General features: G+C 73.4%; 15 protein-coding genes. 9 read left to right on the forward strand and 6 right to left on the reverse strand.

The annotated features are described in order from the left end of the window. Positions 1–180: 180 nt before the first annotated feature. The 3 genes from QIS96_RS20420 to QIS96_RS20435 form a co-directional block, all read right to left on the reverse strand. Complete coding sequence (locus tag QIS96_RS20420; RefSeq protein WP_282544102.1) at positions 181–1,479, reverse strand: hypothetical protein; 1,299 nt, start codon at positions 1,477–1,479, stop codon at positions 181–183. Between the two features lie 311 nt (positions 1,480–1,790). Next, the gene (locus tag QIS96_RS20430; RefSeq protein WP_282544103.1) at positions 1,791–2,522 is read right to left on the reverse strand and encodes a 3-keto-5-aminohexanoate cleavage protein; all 732 of its coding nucleotides are present in this window, start codon (positions 2,520–2,522) and stop codon (positions 1,791–1,793) included. A gap of 110 nt (positions 2,523–2,632) precedes the next feature. Continuing rightward, positions 2,633–3,061, reverse strand: a complete 429-nt coding sequence (locus tag QIS96_RS20435; RefSeq protein ID WP_282544104.1) for a TSUP family transporter — start codon at positions 3,059–3,061, stop codon at positions 2,633–2,635. Positions 3,062–4,253: 1,192 nt separating this feature from the next. Between QIS96_RS20435 and QIS96_RS20440 the strand changes: the two genes are divergently transcribed. Continuing rightward, positions 4,254–4,865: an ankyrin repeat domain-containing protein gene (locus tag QIS96_RS20440; RefSeq protein WP_282544105.1), complete on the forward strand. Its 612-nt coding sequence runs from the start codon at positions 4,254–4,256 to the stop codon at positions 4,863–4,865. Between the two features lie 26 nt (positions 4,866–4,891). Further along, on the forward strand, positions 4,892–6,061 hold the full coding sequence (locus QIS96_RS20445) for a YncE family protein (protein WP_408907226.1): 1,170 nt from the start codon (positions 4,892–4,894) through the stop codon (positions 6,059–6,061). 163 nt (positions 6,062–6,224) lie between these two features. Here QIS96_RS20445 and QIS96_RS20450 read toward each other — a convergent pair whose 3' ends face one another. Continuing rightward, positions 6,225–6,788: a DUF1700 domain-containing protein gene (locus QIS96_RS20450; protein WP_282544106.1), complete on the reverse strand. Its 564-nt coding sequence runs from the start codon at positions 6,786–6,788 to the stop codon at positions 6,225–6,227. Then, positions 6,785–7,174 carry a PadR family transcriptional regulator gene (locus QIS96_RS20455; RefSeq protein WP_282544107.1) on the reverse strand — a complete coding sequence of 130 codons (390 nt, stop codon included), beginning with the start codon at positions 7,172–7,174 and terminating at the stop codon, positions 6,785–6,787. Before QIS96_RS20455 ends, QIS96_RS20450 begins: the two co-directional genes overlap by 4 nt. Positions 7,175–7,305: 131 nt before the next feature. On the opposite strand from QIS96_RS20455, the gene QIS96_RS20460 reads away from it, so the two are divergent. Both QIS96_RS20460 and QIS96_RS20465 read left to right on the forward strand, forming a co-directional pair. Continuing rightward, positions 7,306–7,599: an ArsR/SmtB family transcription factor gene (locus QIS96_RS20460; protein WP_282544108.1), complete on the forward strand. Its 294-nt coding sequence runs from the start codon at positions 7,306–7,308 to the stop codon at positions 7,597–7,599. Continuing rightward, entirely contained in the window at positions 7,596–7,988 is a 393-nt protein-coding gene (locus tag QIS96_RS20465; protein WP_282544109.1) for a VOC family protein, read from the forward strand. Before QIS96_RS20460 ends, QIS96_RS20465 begins: the two co-directional genes overlap by 4 nt. A gap of 388 nt (positions 7,989–8,376) precedes the next feature. Here QIS96_RS20465 and QIS96_RS20470 read toward each other — a convergent pair whose 3' ends face one another. After that, positions 8,377–8,814: a MarR family winged helix-turn-helix transcriptional regulator gene (locus tag QIS96_RS20470; protein ID WP_282544110.1), complete on the reverse strand. Its 438-nt coding sequence runs from the start codon at positions 8,812–8,814 to the stop codon at positions 8,377–8,379. 211 nt (positions 8,815–9,025) lie between these two features. On the opposite strand from QIS96_RS20470, the gene pcaH reads away from it, so the two are divergent. From pcaH to QIS96_RS20495, 5 genes are all read left to right on the forward strand, one after another. Beyond that, positions 9,026–9,844 carry a protocatechuate 3,4-dioxygenase subunit beta gene (gene pcaH, locus QIS96_RS20475; protein WP_282544200.1) on the forward strand — a complete coding sequence of 273 codons (819 nt, stop codon included), beginning with the start codon at positions 9,026–9,028 and terminating at the stop codon, positions 9,842–9,844. Position 9,845: 1 nt separating this feature from the next. After that, complete coding sequence (gene pcaG / locus QIS96_RS20480) at positions 9,846–10,451, forward strand: protocatechuate 3,4-dioxygenase subunit alpha (RefSeq protein WP_282544111.1); 606 nt, start codon at positions 9,846–9,848, stop codon at positions 10,449–10,451. Further along, positions 10,448–11,872, forward strand: a complete 1,425-nt coding sequence (pcaB, locus tag QIS96_RS20485) for a 3-carboxy-cis,cis-muconate cycloisomerase (protein ID WP_282544112.1) — start codon at positions 10,448–10,450, stop codon at positions 11,870–11,872. The genes pcaG and pcaB overlap by 4 nt, the downstream gene beginning before the upstream one ends. Before the next feature lie 163 nt (positions 11,873–12,035). After that, the gene (pcaDC, locus tag QIS96_RS20490; RefSeq protein ID WP_282544113.1) at positions 12,036–13,184 is read left to right on the forward strand and encodes a bifunctional 3-oxoadipate enol-lactonase/4-carboxymuconolactone decarboxylase PcaDC; all 1,149 of its coding nucleotides are present in this window, start codon (positions 12,036–12,038) and stop codon (positions 13,182–13,184) included. Between the two features lie 164 nt (positions 13,185–13,348). Beyond that, positions 13,349–14,257 (forward strand): Vgb family protein, encoded by a 909-nt coding sequence (locus tag QIS96_RS20495; RefSeq protein ID WP_282544114.1) that lies wholly within the window; start codon positions 13,349–13,351, stop codon positions 14,255–14,257. Position 14,258: the final 1 nt, after the last annotated feature.

The following is a 14,258-nucleotide window of genomic DNA, read 5'->3' on the forward strand; positions in this document are numbered from 1 at the left end:
GCCGACCCCGAGGGGCCGTTCGCGGCTCGCGGGGCCCTGGGCGCGGCGGGGAGCGGTGGCGTGGCCGTGCCCCCGCAAGCCGCCGACCGTCTCATCCGCGTGTACCGCGAACTCGCCCTGGTCGTACGGAAGTTGCCTGCGACCGCCGGTCAGGGTCGGGTCGAGGACGGTCGGCGCGGATCAGACGGGCAGCAGCCCCGGGAACGGCCCGTGCCCCACGTTCGGCGCTGTGACCGCGAGCCAGCCGTGTCCGCGTACGACCGTGTCCGCGCCGACCAGGTCCGGATCGACCGACAGGTGTCCGCAGGCGGCACGGGCACCCGCGGTTCCCGCGTCGGGCTCCACGTCGTCCAACTCGTCGAACTCGTCGTCGAAGTCCGGGTCGTCCACGGCGAGCGTCTCCCACGGCAGCGGGGTTCCCTCCCACTCCGGGACGCTCTCCGCCGCGTAGCGCCGGATCACCAGGCCGTCCTCGGCCACGAACCAGAGGTCCGCGCCGCCCGCGTCGTCCAGGAAGAAGAGCTGGGCCCGGCCGCACGCGCGGCTGAGGCGCTCCACCGTGTGGATCATGCCGTCGAAGTGGTCGTCGCCGACGAGCAGGTCGAACTGGCCGAACACCAGCCGCCAGCCGTCCAGTTCCGGCGTCACGAAGACCCGGCCGACGGCTCGCTCGGGAGTTTCGGAGCCGGGTGCCCGGATCGTCCGACCCATCGCGGCCGCCACACCCGCCGCGACGGTCACCGGGCGGGGGTCGTGCAGGCCGAGCGCGTCGAAGACGCCCTCGTACGTCGCCCCCGGCACGGCCGTCCACCAGCCGCTGAGCCGCGGCGACGGCAGCTCGGGGACCTCGCCCGGGATCTTCCCCCGGACCAGCCGCTCCACCAGCGTGCGGTCGCGCTCGTCGAGCGCGTCGAGCCCGCCGACCTCCATCAGGACGCCGAGCGCCGCCCGCCGTACCGACCGGGAAGCTGTGGGGTCCCGGCGCAGGGCTCGCAACCGCGGCGCGTAGGAGTCGTGCATGGTACGGGCGTATTCCTCGGCCTTGTAGCTGGGGCGCCCCTCCCGGGCGAACGCGTCGAGGAGGGCCCGCAGCCCGGCCTCGGAGTCCACCCGCAGCCTGATCAGCCCCTGGAAGCCGGCGTACGACAGGCTGTGGTCGGGCTCGACCGCCAGTGCCGCGTACTGCTCGGCGCAGCGCTCGTCGAAGGCGCCGAGCAGCCGGCCGGACAGCCAGCCGTTCAACTCCTCGCGACGCACTGCCGCGAGGACCGCGTCGAACGCCGGTGGCCCGATGAGTTCGAGGACTCTCGCGTACGGCTGGAGGAGACGTGTCGAATTCTTGTCGGCCGCGCCACGCAGCAACTCTGGCACCACGCGGTCGCCGTGTGCCGCCAACTCCTCCACCGATGCGGCGACTTGGGCGGAGACGCGGCTCTCCAGATCCTCGACGAGCTTCGTGAGCACGGGTTCGATCTTCATGCGGGGAGCGTAGGGGTGTGCGTTCGGGCCGGGTCCGTCGGGTGGCCGCCTCGTAGCCGGAGCGACCCCGCCCTGAGCCTCTGGCCCGGTAGATCATCTTGCGTGACGTGAATGCAACTGGCGTACGAGGAGTGGGAGTTCATCGGCCCGTAGCCCACCACGATGCCGTGGGGATGCACAGGAGAAAGGACGTGCTCACCTCTCTGGAGGCCGCCCTCCTGGGATGCTCGCGGGGCGGGCGGACCAGCAAGGTTCACGTCGCTGCCGACCGCAAGTGCGGCCCGCTAGGCAGAGCACGGAGTCGTGACTCGCTAGTGCGTGCCCTGTGGTGCGCGCTGCATGATCTCGCGTGCTGCGAGGATGAGGGCGGCGTTGCCCGGAGCGGGGGCACCGTCGGGGAGGTGGAGCACGTCTTCCAGGCCGATACGGGCATCCAGGCGGCGGGAGGCCGCAAGTCGCAGGATGGGCCACGCGGCGGTGTCTTCGCCATGCAAGAGAATCGGTGCGGCAGCCGATCCGAGTCCGTCCAGCAGGCCGGCTGCGGCGTGGAGAGCTTCCTGCGGGGTGGTCTCGGTGATCTCGGCCAGGACGCGCAGGACTCGGCGGGATCCGGGCCAGTCCAGAAACCGTTGTGCCGCGGGAGTGCCGGAGTAGATGCCGGCTTCGATGCCGATGCCCCGGTCCAGTAAGGCCGCGGCGACATCGGTGGCGCCGTCCTCGTGCCAGTTCACGGAAGCGTGGTCAGGTAGCACGGTCCAGGACCGGACCTGTGCGGCACGGGCATCAGGGTCCGCCGTGGCCCATGCGCCGGTGGTAACCCCAACCGGAATGCCCGGGACAGCGACCCGCACCGCGCTCACAGCGGCGGCGACGGCGGTGGGTTCCAGCGTGTCCTGACCGTCGCGGTCCTTGGGGTGCAGATGGACGTCATCGGCGCCGGCGGCGACAGCCGCACGGGCCGCCACCGCCAACTCGTCGGCAGTTACCGGCAGATGGGAACACTCGGCACGGCTTCGAGCACCGTTGAGACAAACCTGCAGCATGGCGTCATCTTCGCAGGTCGCATCCTGGGTTCTCCCTGGCAGGCGACCGAACTCAGCCCGGGATCGACTCCCGGCGACTGATGGCGATTGATCACGACTCGATGCGCGCCCTAGCACCGGAGCGACTCCGCCAACCCGAGCCCCGCGAGGGCGAGGCCGATGCGCGGCGGCTGCTCCGGCAGGCGGCGGACGACGACCGGGCCCAGGCGGCTGCCGACGAGACGGCCGAGGCCGAGGCCGCGGCCGAGCGCCGCGGTGGCGGCCCGCTGGGCCGGGGCGGGGAAGGCGTAGGCCACGGTGGCCGTGACGTTGGCGGCGCCGGTGGTGATGTTCTTGACCGTGTTGGTCACCGGCAGCGGCTCGCTTGCCGAGAGGGAGAGCGAGAGCGCGAGCACCGCGAGCATCAGCGCGGCCGCGGCCGCCCCGAAGTATCCGCCGTTCAGGCCGACCAGGAGCGCCGCCCCGGCCGGTGCGTACGGCGGGCGGCCCGCGGCGTCCGACTGGCGGTGCGGCGGGTGGAGCCTGGCCTGGGGCTTCAACTCCCGCGCGCCGCAAATCCGTTGACGGTCTTTCGGACGGTTCCATGGGTTCGGGGGGCGGCAACTTCGAGCGGGCGCTGAACATGTCGTGGCCGACCTGACCTGGCGGGCGGCGCGGTGGAGCTCGCGGACTCAGGGTGGCTCTGCACCGGCGCGGCAGTCTTTCCCCTCCCCGCCCCTTCCCGAAAGTCCTGCGGACAGCCTCGGGGGCTGTGGCCCCGTCCCGTCCCCCCCCCGGGCTAGGGCTGCGCCCCGTCTCCCCACCTGGGGCTGCACCCCCGCCCCCGTCTGGGGCTGTCGCCCTTGGACCCCGCTTCGGGGCTGTGCCCCGGACCCAGGCTGTCGTTCGGCTGGCCCGCCGTCGTGGCTGGTCGCGCAGTTCCCCGCGCCCCTATCGGGGCCCGGCCGCCGTTCGGCTGCTGCGCTGTTGTGGCTGGTCGCGCCCACGCGGCAAAGCTGCGAATGGCACAGCCCTGCGCGCCTGACGGGGCACTCATCGCAGCCCCGCGCCCCTGAGAGGGCACTCATCACAGCCGCAGTGCGCACAATCCAGCCCCTCCCGGGCAGCTGAGGCGCGGGGACAAATTCAGCCTCTCCGGCATTTGAGATGGGGGTCCCCCTGCTCGAGCGCAGCCGAGGACTTGGGGAGGGGGGCCGGGGGCTGGCCCCCGAGATGGGGTCCGGGGCGGAGCCCAGGGGTGGGGCCCAGGGGTGGTGCCCCGAGCGGGGCCTAGGGGTGGAGGCCCCGCTCGGGGGTTCTGGGGCGGAGCCCCGCGGCGGCAGCCCGAGCGGGGTCCAGGGGCGGCGGCCCCAAGCAAGGGGGTCCGGGGCGGCAGCCCCGAGCAGGGTTCTAGGGGCGGCGGCGCGAGCGAGGTCCAGGGGTGGCAGCGCCAAGCGGGGTTCAGGGGAGGCAGCCCCGAGCAAGGGGTCCAGGGGCGGCAGCGCCAAGCGGGGTTCAGGGGCGGCAGCCCCGAGCAAAGGGGGGGGCGGGGGGCGGAGCCCCCGGGCTGTGCGCGAGGGCTTTCGGGGAGGGGTGGGGTGGGGAGGAGCACGGGGTGGCCGCGCCCGCATCCACCGATCGGCTGACCCCCACGTCCCCCATTGCGCCCGCACCCCGAAGCCGGTACGTCGACCGTCGCGGACTCCCCGCGGCCGCAGTATGGACTCGGCAGACAGGACCGAGGAGCGTGGGATGGCAGTGACCAGAACGATCGAGCAGGACCGGGCCCTGTTGGCGGCGGCCGCGCAGGGCGATGCTGCGGCCGTGCGCGCCGCCCTCGACGCCGGCGCGCAGCCGGACGCCCGCGACGCCCAGGGGCGCACCGCGCTGCTGCTCGCCGCGAGCGCCGACCATGTCGACGCGGCCCGTGCACTCGTCGCCGCCGGCGCCGACCCGAACGCGCAGGACGCCCGTGACGACAGCCCGTGGCTGGTCACCGGGGTCACCGGCAGCGTCGAGATGATGCGCCTCCTCCTCCCGGCCGGCGCGGACCTCACGCTGCGCAACCGCTTCGGCGGCATCGCGCTGATCCCCGCCGCCGAGCGCGGCCATGTCGACTACGTACGAGCCCTCCTTCGCGAGTCCGACATCGACGTCGACCACGTCAACTACCTCGGCTGGACGGCCCTGTTGGAGGCCGTGATCCTCGGCGACGGCGGCCGGAACCACGAGGAGATCGTGGAGCTGCTCATCACCGCGGGGGCCACGCCGGACCTCCCGGACGGCGAAGGCGTCACCGCCCTCGTCCACGCCGAGCGGCGCGGCTTCGAGCGCATCGCGGGTCTGCTGAGGGCCGTTCGATGAGCGGGCGTCAGGTGAGCGGGCGTCAGATGAGCGGGCAGCAGATGAGCGGTCGGACGATGAGCGGGCGTACGAGTCGTGCGACGCGGGCCCGCCGTACCGGACTCGTGGTCGCGGCGGCGGCCGTCACGCTGCTCGCCGGCTGCAGCAGCACGCAGGCCGCGGGTCCGGGCGAGGGCGACGAGCCCGCGAAGGTCGCCCCCGGCTCCGAGCCCGCCGGGCGCACCCCCGAAGGCACCCTCCTCGTGGCCGACTTCGGCGGCGAGACCGTCACGTTCGTGGACCCGGAGAAGGGCCCGATCGACAAGGTCGAGGTGGGCACCGCCCCGTACGGCCTGGTCGTCGGCGAGGACGGCCGGGCCTGGGTCGCGACCGCCGAGGGCGTGGCCGTCGTCGACACCCAGAAGCGCGAACGGCTCGTGCTCATCCCGTACAAGACGGACTCCGGGCCCCCGGCGACGGGCGAGTACCGCGGCGGCGGCATGGGCATCGCGCTCGCGCCGGACGGCGAGCACGTGTACGTGGGCGTCAACGTGCCGGGCGGGAACGGGGTGTTGGAGACCATCGACACCAAGTCCCGCGAGGTGACCGACACCGACCCGGTGGGCCGCAGGCCCTTCGACGTGGACGTCTCACGCGACGGCCGCGAGGTGTACGCGACGGACCACGACTCCTTCGACGTGACCGTGGTGCCCACCGACGGCGAGGGCGAGTCGCGTCGCATCGAGGTCGCCCCGTACGGCACCGAGGGCGGCCTCGGCTCCTGGCTGAAGCCGCACTACGCGGTCGTACGGCCCTCCGACGGGAAGCTCCTCTTCCCCTTCGAGGGCGAGAAGCTGGTCGTGGTCGACCCGCGCACCGGCGACTCCCGCATCGAGCCGATGACCGCCAACACGCATCAGCACGGCGCGACGATCACCGAGGACGGCACCCTCTTCGTCGTCGGCACCGGCCCCATCGGCTCCGACGACGAGGACCCGTCGCTCACAATCCGCACGAAGGACGGCAAGGAGCGGGTGATCCCGCTCGGCGGTCCGCACGAGGACGTCGCCGTCTCCCCGGACGGCCGCACGGCCTACGTCAGCGGCGGCTTCACGCGCGACGGCTACTGGCACGGCATCACGATCGTCGACGTGGAGAGCGGCAAGACCTCCCGACTCACGGCGGGTGAGCGGCCGTTGGGCATCGCGGTGCTGTGAGGCCTACGCGATAGGCGATGCGCGATGAGCGATGCGCGATGGGCGATGGGAGGTATGCGGGCTTCGGCCCGGAACGCGGCGGCCCGTGGACACTCGGCGGCGAGTGTCCACGGGCCGCTCCCTGTGTACGGGCCCTGCGGATCAGCTGTACGGGCCCTGCGGGTCAGCGGCGGCGCGTCGCCCACAGCCAGCTGGCGGCGATCAGCGCAAGGCCGATCTGCACGGCGGTGATCACGTCGATGACGGTGGGGTTGGGCGGGTCGATGTAGTACACGGCGATGTTGATGCCCAGGACGGCCACGAAGGCGAGGAACGTGGCGATCGCCTTGTCCCGGACCTTCCAGCACGTCGCGACCCAGAGCAGCACGAGCGCGGCCAGGCGGCCGATGGTGCCGAGTGGCATCAGGACGAAGCCGAGCGGCAGCGAGAGCGCGATGAGCAGCACCGGAAGGAGCGCCGGGATCCGGTCCCGGAAGCCCCGCTCCGGGGCCTTCCCCGGCACGCCGCCCACCCCGGACTCGGCGAGCGCGGTGGCCGCGATGGAGCGCGGGTCGCCCAGCTCGCGCAGCACCTCGGACAGCGCGTCCGGGCGCTCCGCGAGCGCGACCTCGATGTGCTCGGCGAGGTCCGCGACGAGCTCCTGGCGGCGCTCCGGCGGCAGCGCCGCGGCCTCCCGCTGCACGGCCGCGAGGTATGCGTCGATCTCTGTGTTCTCTGCGGCCTTCATGCTTCCCCTCCAGTTGACTCGGACCGCCCCTGCGGCGGTACGAGAAAGTGGTCCACTGCGTCCCGGAACCCGGGCCAGATCCGTGCGAACTCAGCGAGCGCGGCACGTCCCGCGTCCGTCAGCTCGTAGTAGCGCCGGGGCGGGCCCGACGTCGACTCGCGCCAACTGGTCTCCACGAGCTCGTCCCTGCGCAGCCGCGAGAGCAGCGGATACACCGTGCCCTGGCTCGTCGCCAACGCCCCCGACCGCTCCAACTCGCGCAGCAGCTCCACGCCGTAGCGGGGGCCGTCCTGCATCAGCGCGAGCACGCAGTACTCCAACACGCCCTTGCGGAGTTGGCTCTCGGCCTTTCCGGCGGAGCGGTTGCTCGCCTTGCCTGGTTCCATGCAATGCACAGTACCTTGCGAAGCGATGGCTTGGCCAGGTCGGCTGGGTTCGCTCGGGCGGGACTCGGGCCTGGGGTCTTTCCTGGGCTCGGAGTTGATAGGCAAGTCGTCACTTGCCTATGCTGGGCGGCGTGGCCGATGAACTGTTCAAAGCCTTGGCCGACCCCACCCGCCGCACGATCCTCGACGAGCTCGCGGACCGCTCAGGGCAGACACTGTTCGAGATCTGCGGGCGGCTGAGCATGAGGCACCAGCTCGGCATCTCGCGCCAGGCGGTCTCCCAGCACCTCGCCGTGCTCGAGGCCGCGGGGCTCGTCGAGACCAGGCGGGAGGGCCGCTACAAGTACCACGACCTGAACACGGCCCCGCTCCGGCAGATCACCGAGCGGTGGCCCGAGCCCGAACCGGAAGAGAGCACCCCATGAAGATCCATCTCACCAGCGTCTTCGTCGACGACCAGGCCAAGGCGGAGCGGTTCTACGTCGACGTACTCGGCTTCGTGAAGAAGCACGACGTGCCGGTGGGCGGGGAGGACCGGTGGCTGACGGTCGTCTCGCCCGAGGAGCCCGGCGGCACGGAGCTTCTGCTGGAGCCTGCCGGGCACCCCGCGGTGAAGCCGTACCGCGACGCGCTCGTCACCGACGGCATCCCGATCGCGCAGTTCGCCGTCGCGGACGTCCGGGCGGAGTACGAGCGGTTGGCCGCGCTGGGGGTTCACTTCACGCAGGAGCCGGTGGAGATGGGGCCGGTGGTGACGGCGGTCTTCGACGACACGTGCGGCAACCTGATCCAGATCGCCACGCAGCCGGAGTAGGCCCTCGGGCCTTTTGATTCCCCTCCCCGCCCCTTCCCGAAAGTCCTGCGGACAGCTCCTGGGGGCTGCGCCCCCAGACCCCGCCCCCCGGGACTGCCGCCCCTGGACCCCGCCACGGGACTGCCGCCCCTGGACCCCGCCACGGGACTGCCGCCCCTGGACCCCGCCACGGGGCTGCGCCCCGGACCCCGCCTCGGGGGCCAGCCCCCAGACCTCCGCTCCTCAAACGCCGGAGAGGCTGATTGAGCCCCGAAGGGGGCTGGCTGTCAGGGGCGCGGGGCCGTGACATTTGCGGCTCCGCCGCGTGGGCGCGACCAGCCACGACGGCGCAGCAGACGAACGCGAGAGCGCCGCAGGCTTTCGGGAAGGGGCGGGGTGGGGGAAACCCCTACCCCCGCAACCCCTCCGCCGAATCCGCCACCCGCCGCAGCAAGCCCAGAAACAGCGCCTGCTCCTCCGCGTCCAGCGGCGCAAGGAAGATCTGGTTCATACGGGCCGTGCGCGGGGCGAGGCGGCGGTGGACGCGGCGGCCCTCCTCCGTGGCGTGCAGGACCGACCGCCGCCCGTCCCGCGCATCGCGCACCTTGTCCAGCAGGCCCCGGTCGACAAGTCGGCGAATCACCTCGGCGACCGTGGACCGGTCGAGGCCCACTCGCTCGCCCACCGTCCGCTGATCCATCCCGCCCTCGCCGATCAGCGCGTTGAGCACCGCGAACTGGGGCGAGGTGACGTCCTCCGAAACGACCGTGTGCCACAGCAGGGTGTGCGCCTGCTGCAGCCGGCGGGCCAGGTGGCCGGGGTGTGTGCTGAGGTCCAGCGCGGGCACGGACGTCCTTCCGTCGGAGGCGGTGGGCGCTCCCCGTACGAGATGCCCCGCGTACCGAGATGCTCCTTGTACTGAGGGTCTTGACCCGGGCCACACATGATGCCACGCTTCCGACTCATGAAGAGATAGTCAGTGCACTGATTAATTCATGGGATTAATTCAGGGGACGGGAGGCCTCGCCCTCGTACTCGAACGCCAGGAGTTGACGTCCATGTCCGAGTCCACCAGGACGGTTCCCCGGCAGCCCGCCCCCGCAGGGGAGTTGACGCAGGCCGACATCGACCGCCGGATGGCGCGCGAGCGCGAGGCGTACGAGAAGGGCCTTGCCGAGGGCGCGGAACCGAGCCACCACCCGAGGCGCGACTACGCCCCGTACCGCTCCAGCGCGCTGCGTCACCCCACGCAGCCGCCCGTCGCCGTCGACACCCGGCTCGACCCGGAGGCCGCGGAGCTGTCCTCGCCCGCCTTCGGCGACACCGACGTCACCGAGCTCGACAGCGACCTCACCCGGCAGCACCAGGGCGAACCGCTCGGCGAGCGCATCACCGTCAGCGGCCGGCTCCTCGACCGCGAGGGCCGGCCCGTGCGCGGCCAGCTGATCGAGCTGTGGCAGGCCAACGCGTCGGGGCGCTACGCCCACCAGCGCGACCAGCACCCCGCACCCCTCGACCCCAACTTCACCGGTGTGGGGCGGGTGTTGACCGGCGACGACGGCTCGTACGCCTTCACCACGATCAAGCCCGGCGCGTACCCGTGGCGTAACCACGCCAACGCCTGGCGGCCCGCGCACATCCACTTCTCACTGTTCGGCTCGGCCTTCACGCAGCGCCTCGTCACCCAGATGTACTTCCCGGGCGACCCGCTCTTCGCGTACGACCCGATCCTGCAGTCCGTCACCGACGAGGCCGCCCGCGCGCGCCTCGTCGCCGCCTACGACCACGACCTGTCCCGGCCCGAACGGTCCCTCGGCTACCGCTGGGACATCGTGCTCGACGGCCCCGCCGCCACCTGGATCGAGGAGGGACGCTGACATGAGCACCCGCACGCCGCACGCGCCCGTCCCGCACGCGCCCACCCCGTCACACACCATCGGCCCGTTCTACGGCTACGCGCTCCCCTTCCCCGGCGGCCCCGAGGCCGCCCCGTACGCCCACCCCGACACGGTCACCGTGCACGGCCGGGTCCTCGACGGCGCGGGCGCGCCCGTACCGGACGCGCTCCTGGAGTTCTGGGGACCGGACGCGGACGGTCAACTGCCGCAGCAGGGCGGCTCGTTGCGGCGCGACCCGGTCACCGGCGGCTTCCTCGGCCGCAACGGCGTGGACTTCACCGGCTTCGCCCGCGTCGCCACCGACGCCGACGGCCACTGGGCGATCCGCACCCTCCGCCCCGGCGCGCGCGGCCCGCACGCCCCGTACCTGAGCGTCTGCGTCTTCGCCCGCGGCCTCACCCACCACCTGTTCACGCGCGTGTACGTGCCGGGTGATTCCCCCGCGACCGGGACCGACCCGCTGCTCGCGGCCCTGCCGCCCGAGCGCCGCGCCACGCTCCTCGCCACCGCCGAACCACACGCCACGTACCGCTTCGACCTGCGCCTCCAGGGGCCGGACGAGACGGTGTTCCTGGAGTTCTCATGACGTACGAGGACAGCTCCGGCGGCGTCCAGGACGTCGGGCTGCTCGGGCCTGGGCGGGTCGCCTCGCCCGCCGAACTCGCCACCGGGGACCGGGAGTTCCTGCAGGCCATGCTGCACGCGGAGGCGGCTCTGACACGCGCGCAGGCCGAGCTCGGGCTCGCTCCCGCACGGGCGGCCGAGGCCGTCACCGCGGCCGCGCGCGCCGAGCGGTTCGACGTCCGCGGCCTCGCGGTGCGCGCCCGCGCGGGCGGCAACCCGGTGATCCCGCTCGTCGCGGACCTCACGGCGGCCGTGCCGGAGGAGGCCGCCGCGTACGTCCACCGGGGCGCGACCAGCCAGGACGTCCTGGACACGGCGGCGATGCTCGTCGCCTCCCGCACCCTGGCCCTCGTCCTGCCCGAACTCGAACGGGCCGTCGGGGAGTTGGGCCGACTGGCCGCCGAGCACCGGGACACCCCGATGCCCGGCCGCACCCTCACCCAGCACGCCGTGCCCACCACGTTCGGCCTGAAGGCCGCCGGTTGGCGCTCCCTGGTCCTCGACGCCCGGGACCGGCTCGCCGCCGTACGGGCCGCGCTGCCCGCCCAACTCGGCGGTGCGGCAGGCACGTTGGCTGCGTTCGGCGAGTTCGGACGGGAGGCATTCGGCCGAGCCGAGTCCGGCGCGTCCGGCGCGTCCGGCGCGTTCGGGGGAGTGGGGGAGAGGCGCGAGCTGCGGCTCGTCTCGGCGTACGCGCGCCAACTCGGACTTGCAGCACCCGAGTTGCCCTGGCACACCCTGCGCACCCCGGTCGCCGACCTGGCCGGGGCGCTCGCCTTCACGGCGGGCGCGCTCGGCAAGCTCGCCGCCGACGTCCTCGTACTCTCCCGTACCGAGATCGGCGAGGTCGCCGAGGGCGGCGGCGGAGGCTCCTCGGCCATGCCGCACAAGTCCAACCCCGTACGGGCCACGCTGATCGCCGCCGCGGCCCGGCGCGCCCCCGCCCTCGCGGCCACCCTGTACGGCAGCGTCGCCGCCGCGGACGAGCGGCCCGCCGGGGCCTGGCACGCCGAGTGGGAACCGCTGCGGGACCTGCTGCGCACGGTCGGCGGGGCCGCCCGCGATGCCGCCGAACTCGCCGCGGGGCTGCGGGTGTTCCCCGACCGGATGCGGGCCCACCTGGACCTCACCGGCGGCCTGATCGTGACCGAGCGCCTGGCCGCCGCGCTCTCCGGACCGCTGGGCCGAGCACACGCCAAGCAACTCCTCACCGAGGCGTCGGCCAACGGCGTTACAGGAGTGGACAGTTGGGCGGAGCTGCTGCGCGCCGCCGGACTCGACGAAAAGGCCGTCGCCGCACTCGACCTGGCCGACCTGGCCGACCCGACCCGCTACACCGGCGCCGCCGCGGCGCTCACCGACCGTGCCCTCACCCGGCGCTGAGCCCCTCCTGACCGGCAACGCACGAGCGAGCAACGCGAGAGCAACGCACGAGCCGGCAACACCTCAGCCAGCAGCACCGCCTCAGCCAGCAGCACCGCCTCAGCCAGCAGCACCGCCCCAGCCAGCAGCACCGCCTCAGCCAGCAGCAACGAATGAGCCAGCCATGAACGACACGCTCCACCACCACGCCGACGGACCCCCGACCGGGCCCGCCCTCCTCCTCGGCCCCTCCCTCGGGACCTCCACCGCCCTCTGGGACGCCGTGGCGCCCGAGCTGAGCTCGGCGTTCCGTACCGTCCGCTGGGACCTGCCCGGACACGGCGAGTCACCCGCAGAGCTCATCGGGCCCGGTGCGACCGTCGCCCAACTCGGCTCCCTCGTACTGGACTTGGCCGAGCGCCTCGGCCTCGAACGCTTCCATTACGCGGGCGTCTCGCTCGGCGGCGCCGTCGGTCTCTGGCTGGCCGCGCACCACCCCGAGCGGATCGACCGGCTCGCCGTGATCTGCTCCTCCGCCCACTTCGGCGCGCCCGAGCCCTGGCTCGAACGGGCCGCCCTGGTACGGAAGTCGGGGACGGACGCGGTCGCCGAAGGGGCACCGGGGCGGTGGTTCACGCCGGGGTTCCTGAACGGGCGCGAAGGCCGCCTCGGGCGCACGCTCGTCGACGACCTGCGGCGCACCGACCCGCAAGGCTACGCCGCCTGCTGCGACGCGCTCGCCGCCCTCGACCTCCGCCCCGACCTGCCGTCCGTCGCCGCGCCCACCCTGGTCCTCGCCGGGCGCGACGACCCGGCCACACCTCCCGTGCACGCGCGGGAGATCGCCGACGCGGTACCCGGCGCGAGGCTCACCGAACTGGCGCACACCTCGCACCTCGCGCCCGCCGAACAACCCGCCGCCGTCCTGGCCGCCCTGCGCGAACACTTCGCCGCTCCCGGGCCCGGCCCCGGCATGGCGGTACGCCGCGAGGTGCTCGGCGACGCGCACGTCGACCGCGCCCAGGCGCGCACCACCCGGCTCACCGCGGGCTTCCAGGACTTCATCTCCCGCTACGCCTGGGGCGAGATCTGGACCGACCCCACCCTGAGCCGCCGCGAGCGCAGCCTCGTCACCCTCACCGCCCTCGTCGCCCACGGCCACCTCGACGAACTCGCCATGCACGTACGCGCCGCCGTACGGAACGGCCTCACCCCCGAGGAGATCGGCGCGGTGCTGCTGCAGTGCGGCGTCTACGTCGGCGTGCCGTCCGCGAACGCGGCCCTCGCAGTGGCGCAGCGCGTCCTCGCCGAGGACGGGATGGAGCCCCGCTGAGCTTGCTCCGAGCCGAGCCCGGACCTCCGGTGCGAAGCAACGGAACGCCGTGCCGAGCCGCCTCGCGTTCCTGCAGGGCGGACCGACCGAGGGCCCGATACCGGAGCAGACTCTGGCATGGTGATCGCGTACCCGACCACGACCGATCGCTGAAGGAGTCCACCGTGTCGCGCCAAGTCGCCCCGGTCCCACAGGAGTTCACCGTCTCGGGCGCCCAGGACGGTCCGTACGGCATCGCCGCCGGGGCCGACGGCGCGCTGTGGGTGACGCTCGTGCACAGCGGCCGCATCGCCCGGCTCGCGACCGACGGCGCCGTGCAGGAGTTCCCGCTGGACGCGCCGGACTGCCGGCCGACCGTGATCGTGCCGGGCTCCGACGGCGCGCTCTGGTTCACGCGCAACGGCGACCACCGCATCGGCCGCGTCAGCACCGACGGCGAGCTGAGCTCCTTCCCGGCGCCCACGCCCGACAGCGGCCCGTACGGCATCGCGCCGGGGCCCGAGGGGGCGCTCTGGTTCACGCAGCTGAGCGCCGACCGGATCGGCCGCGTCACCGTCGACGGCCGGGTCACCGAGTTCGAGCTGCCCGTGGAGGGCGGTTTCCCCTCGGCGATCGTCCAAGGCCCGGACGGCGCGCTGTGGTTCACGCTCAACCAGGCCGACGCGATCGGCCGCATCACCGTCGACGGGGACGTGGCGATCCATCCGCTGCCCACGCCGGGCGCGGGCCCCGTGGGCATCACCAGCGACGGCGAGTCCCTCTGGTTCGTGGAGATCATGGCCAACGCCATCGGCCGTATCTCGCTGGACGGCACGGTCGAGGAGTTCCCGCTGCCCGGCCCCGCCGCCAAGCCGCACGCGATCGTCGCGACCGGCCCCGGCGACTGCTGGTTCACCGAGTGGGGCGGCAACCGCATCGGCCGCATCACCGCCCGCCCCGGCGAACGCCCCGAGATCACCGGCTACGACCTGGCGTCCCCCTCGTCCGAGCCGCACGGCCTCACCGTGGGCCCGGACGGCGCGCTGTGGGTGGCCCTGGAGACGGGCGCGGTGGCCCGCCTCGCACTGCCGTAGG

This window comes from Streptomyces cavernicola (genome assembly GCF_029968035.1).
GTDB lineage: Bacteria > Actinomycetota > Actinomycetes > Streptomycetales > Streptomycetaceae > Streptomyces > Streptomyces cavernicola.

What these genes read in the sequence shown, in the direction of transcription:
- QIS96_RS20445 (WP_408907226.1), top strand. Translation starts at nt 4,892, where the DNA reads ATGAGCGGGCAGCAGATGAGCGGTCGGACGATGAGCGGGCGTACGAGT.
- QIS96_RS20430 (WP_282544103.1), bottom strand. Translation starts at nt 2,522, where the DNA reads ATGCTGCAGGTTTGTCTCAACGGTGCTCGAAGCCGTGCCGAGTGTTCC.
- pcaG (WP_282544111.1), top strand. Translation starts at nt 9,846, where the DNA reads ATGAGCACCCGCACGCCGCACGCGCCCGTCCCGCACGCGCCCACCCCG.
- QIS96_RS20440 (WP_282544105.1), top strand. Translation starts at nt 4,254, where the DNA reads ATGGCAGTGACCAGAACGATCGAGCAGGACCGGGCCCTGTTGGCGGCG.
- pcaB (WP_282544112.1), top strand. Translation starts at nt 10,448, where the DNA reads ATGACGTACGAGGACAGCTCCGGCGGCGTCCAGGACGTCGGGCTGCTC.
- QIS96_RS20455 (WP_282544107.1), bottom strand. Translation starts at nt 7,174, where the DNA reads ATGGAACCAGGCAAGGCGAGCAACCGCTCCGCCGGAAAGGCCGAGAGC.
- QIS96_RS20450 (WP_282544106.1), bottom strand. Translation starts at nt 6,788, where the DNA reads ATGAAGGCCGCAGAGAACACAGAGATCGACGCATACCTCGCGGCCGTG.
- pcaH (WP_282544200.1), top strand. Translation starts at nt 9,026, where the DNA reads ATGTCCGAGTCCACCAGGACGGTTCCCCGGCAGCCCGCCCCCGCAGGG.
- pcaDC (WP_282544113.1), top strand. Translation starts at nt 12,036, where the DNA reads ATGAACGACACGCTCCACCACCACGCCGACGGACCCCCGACCGGGCCC.
- QIS96_RS20420 (WP_282544102.1), bottom strand. Translation starts at nt 1,479, where the DNA reads ATGAAGATCGAACCCGTGCTCACGAAGCTCGTCGAGGATCTGGAGAGC.
- QIS96_RS20465 (WP_282544109.1), top strand. Translation starts at nt 7,596, where the DNA reads ATGAAGATCCATCTCACCAGCGTCTTCGTCGACGACCAGGCCAAGGCG.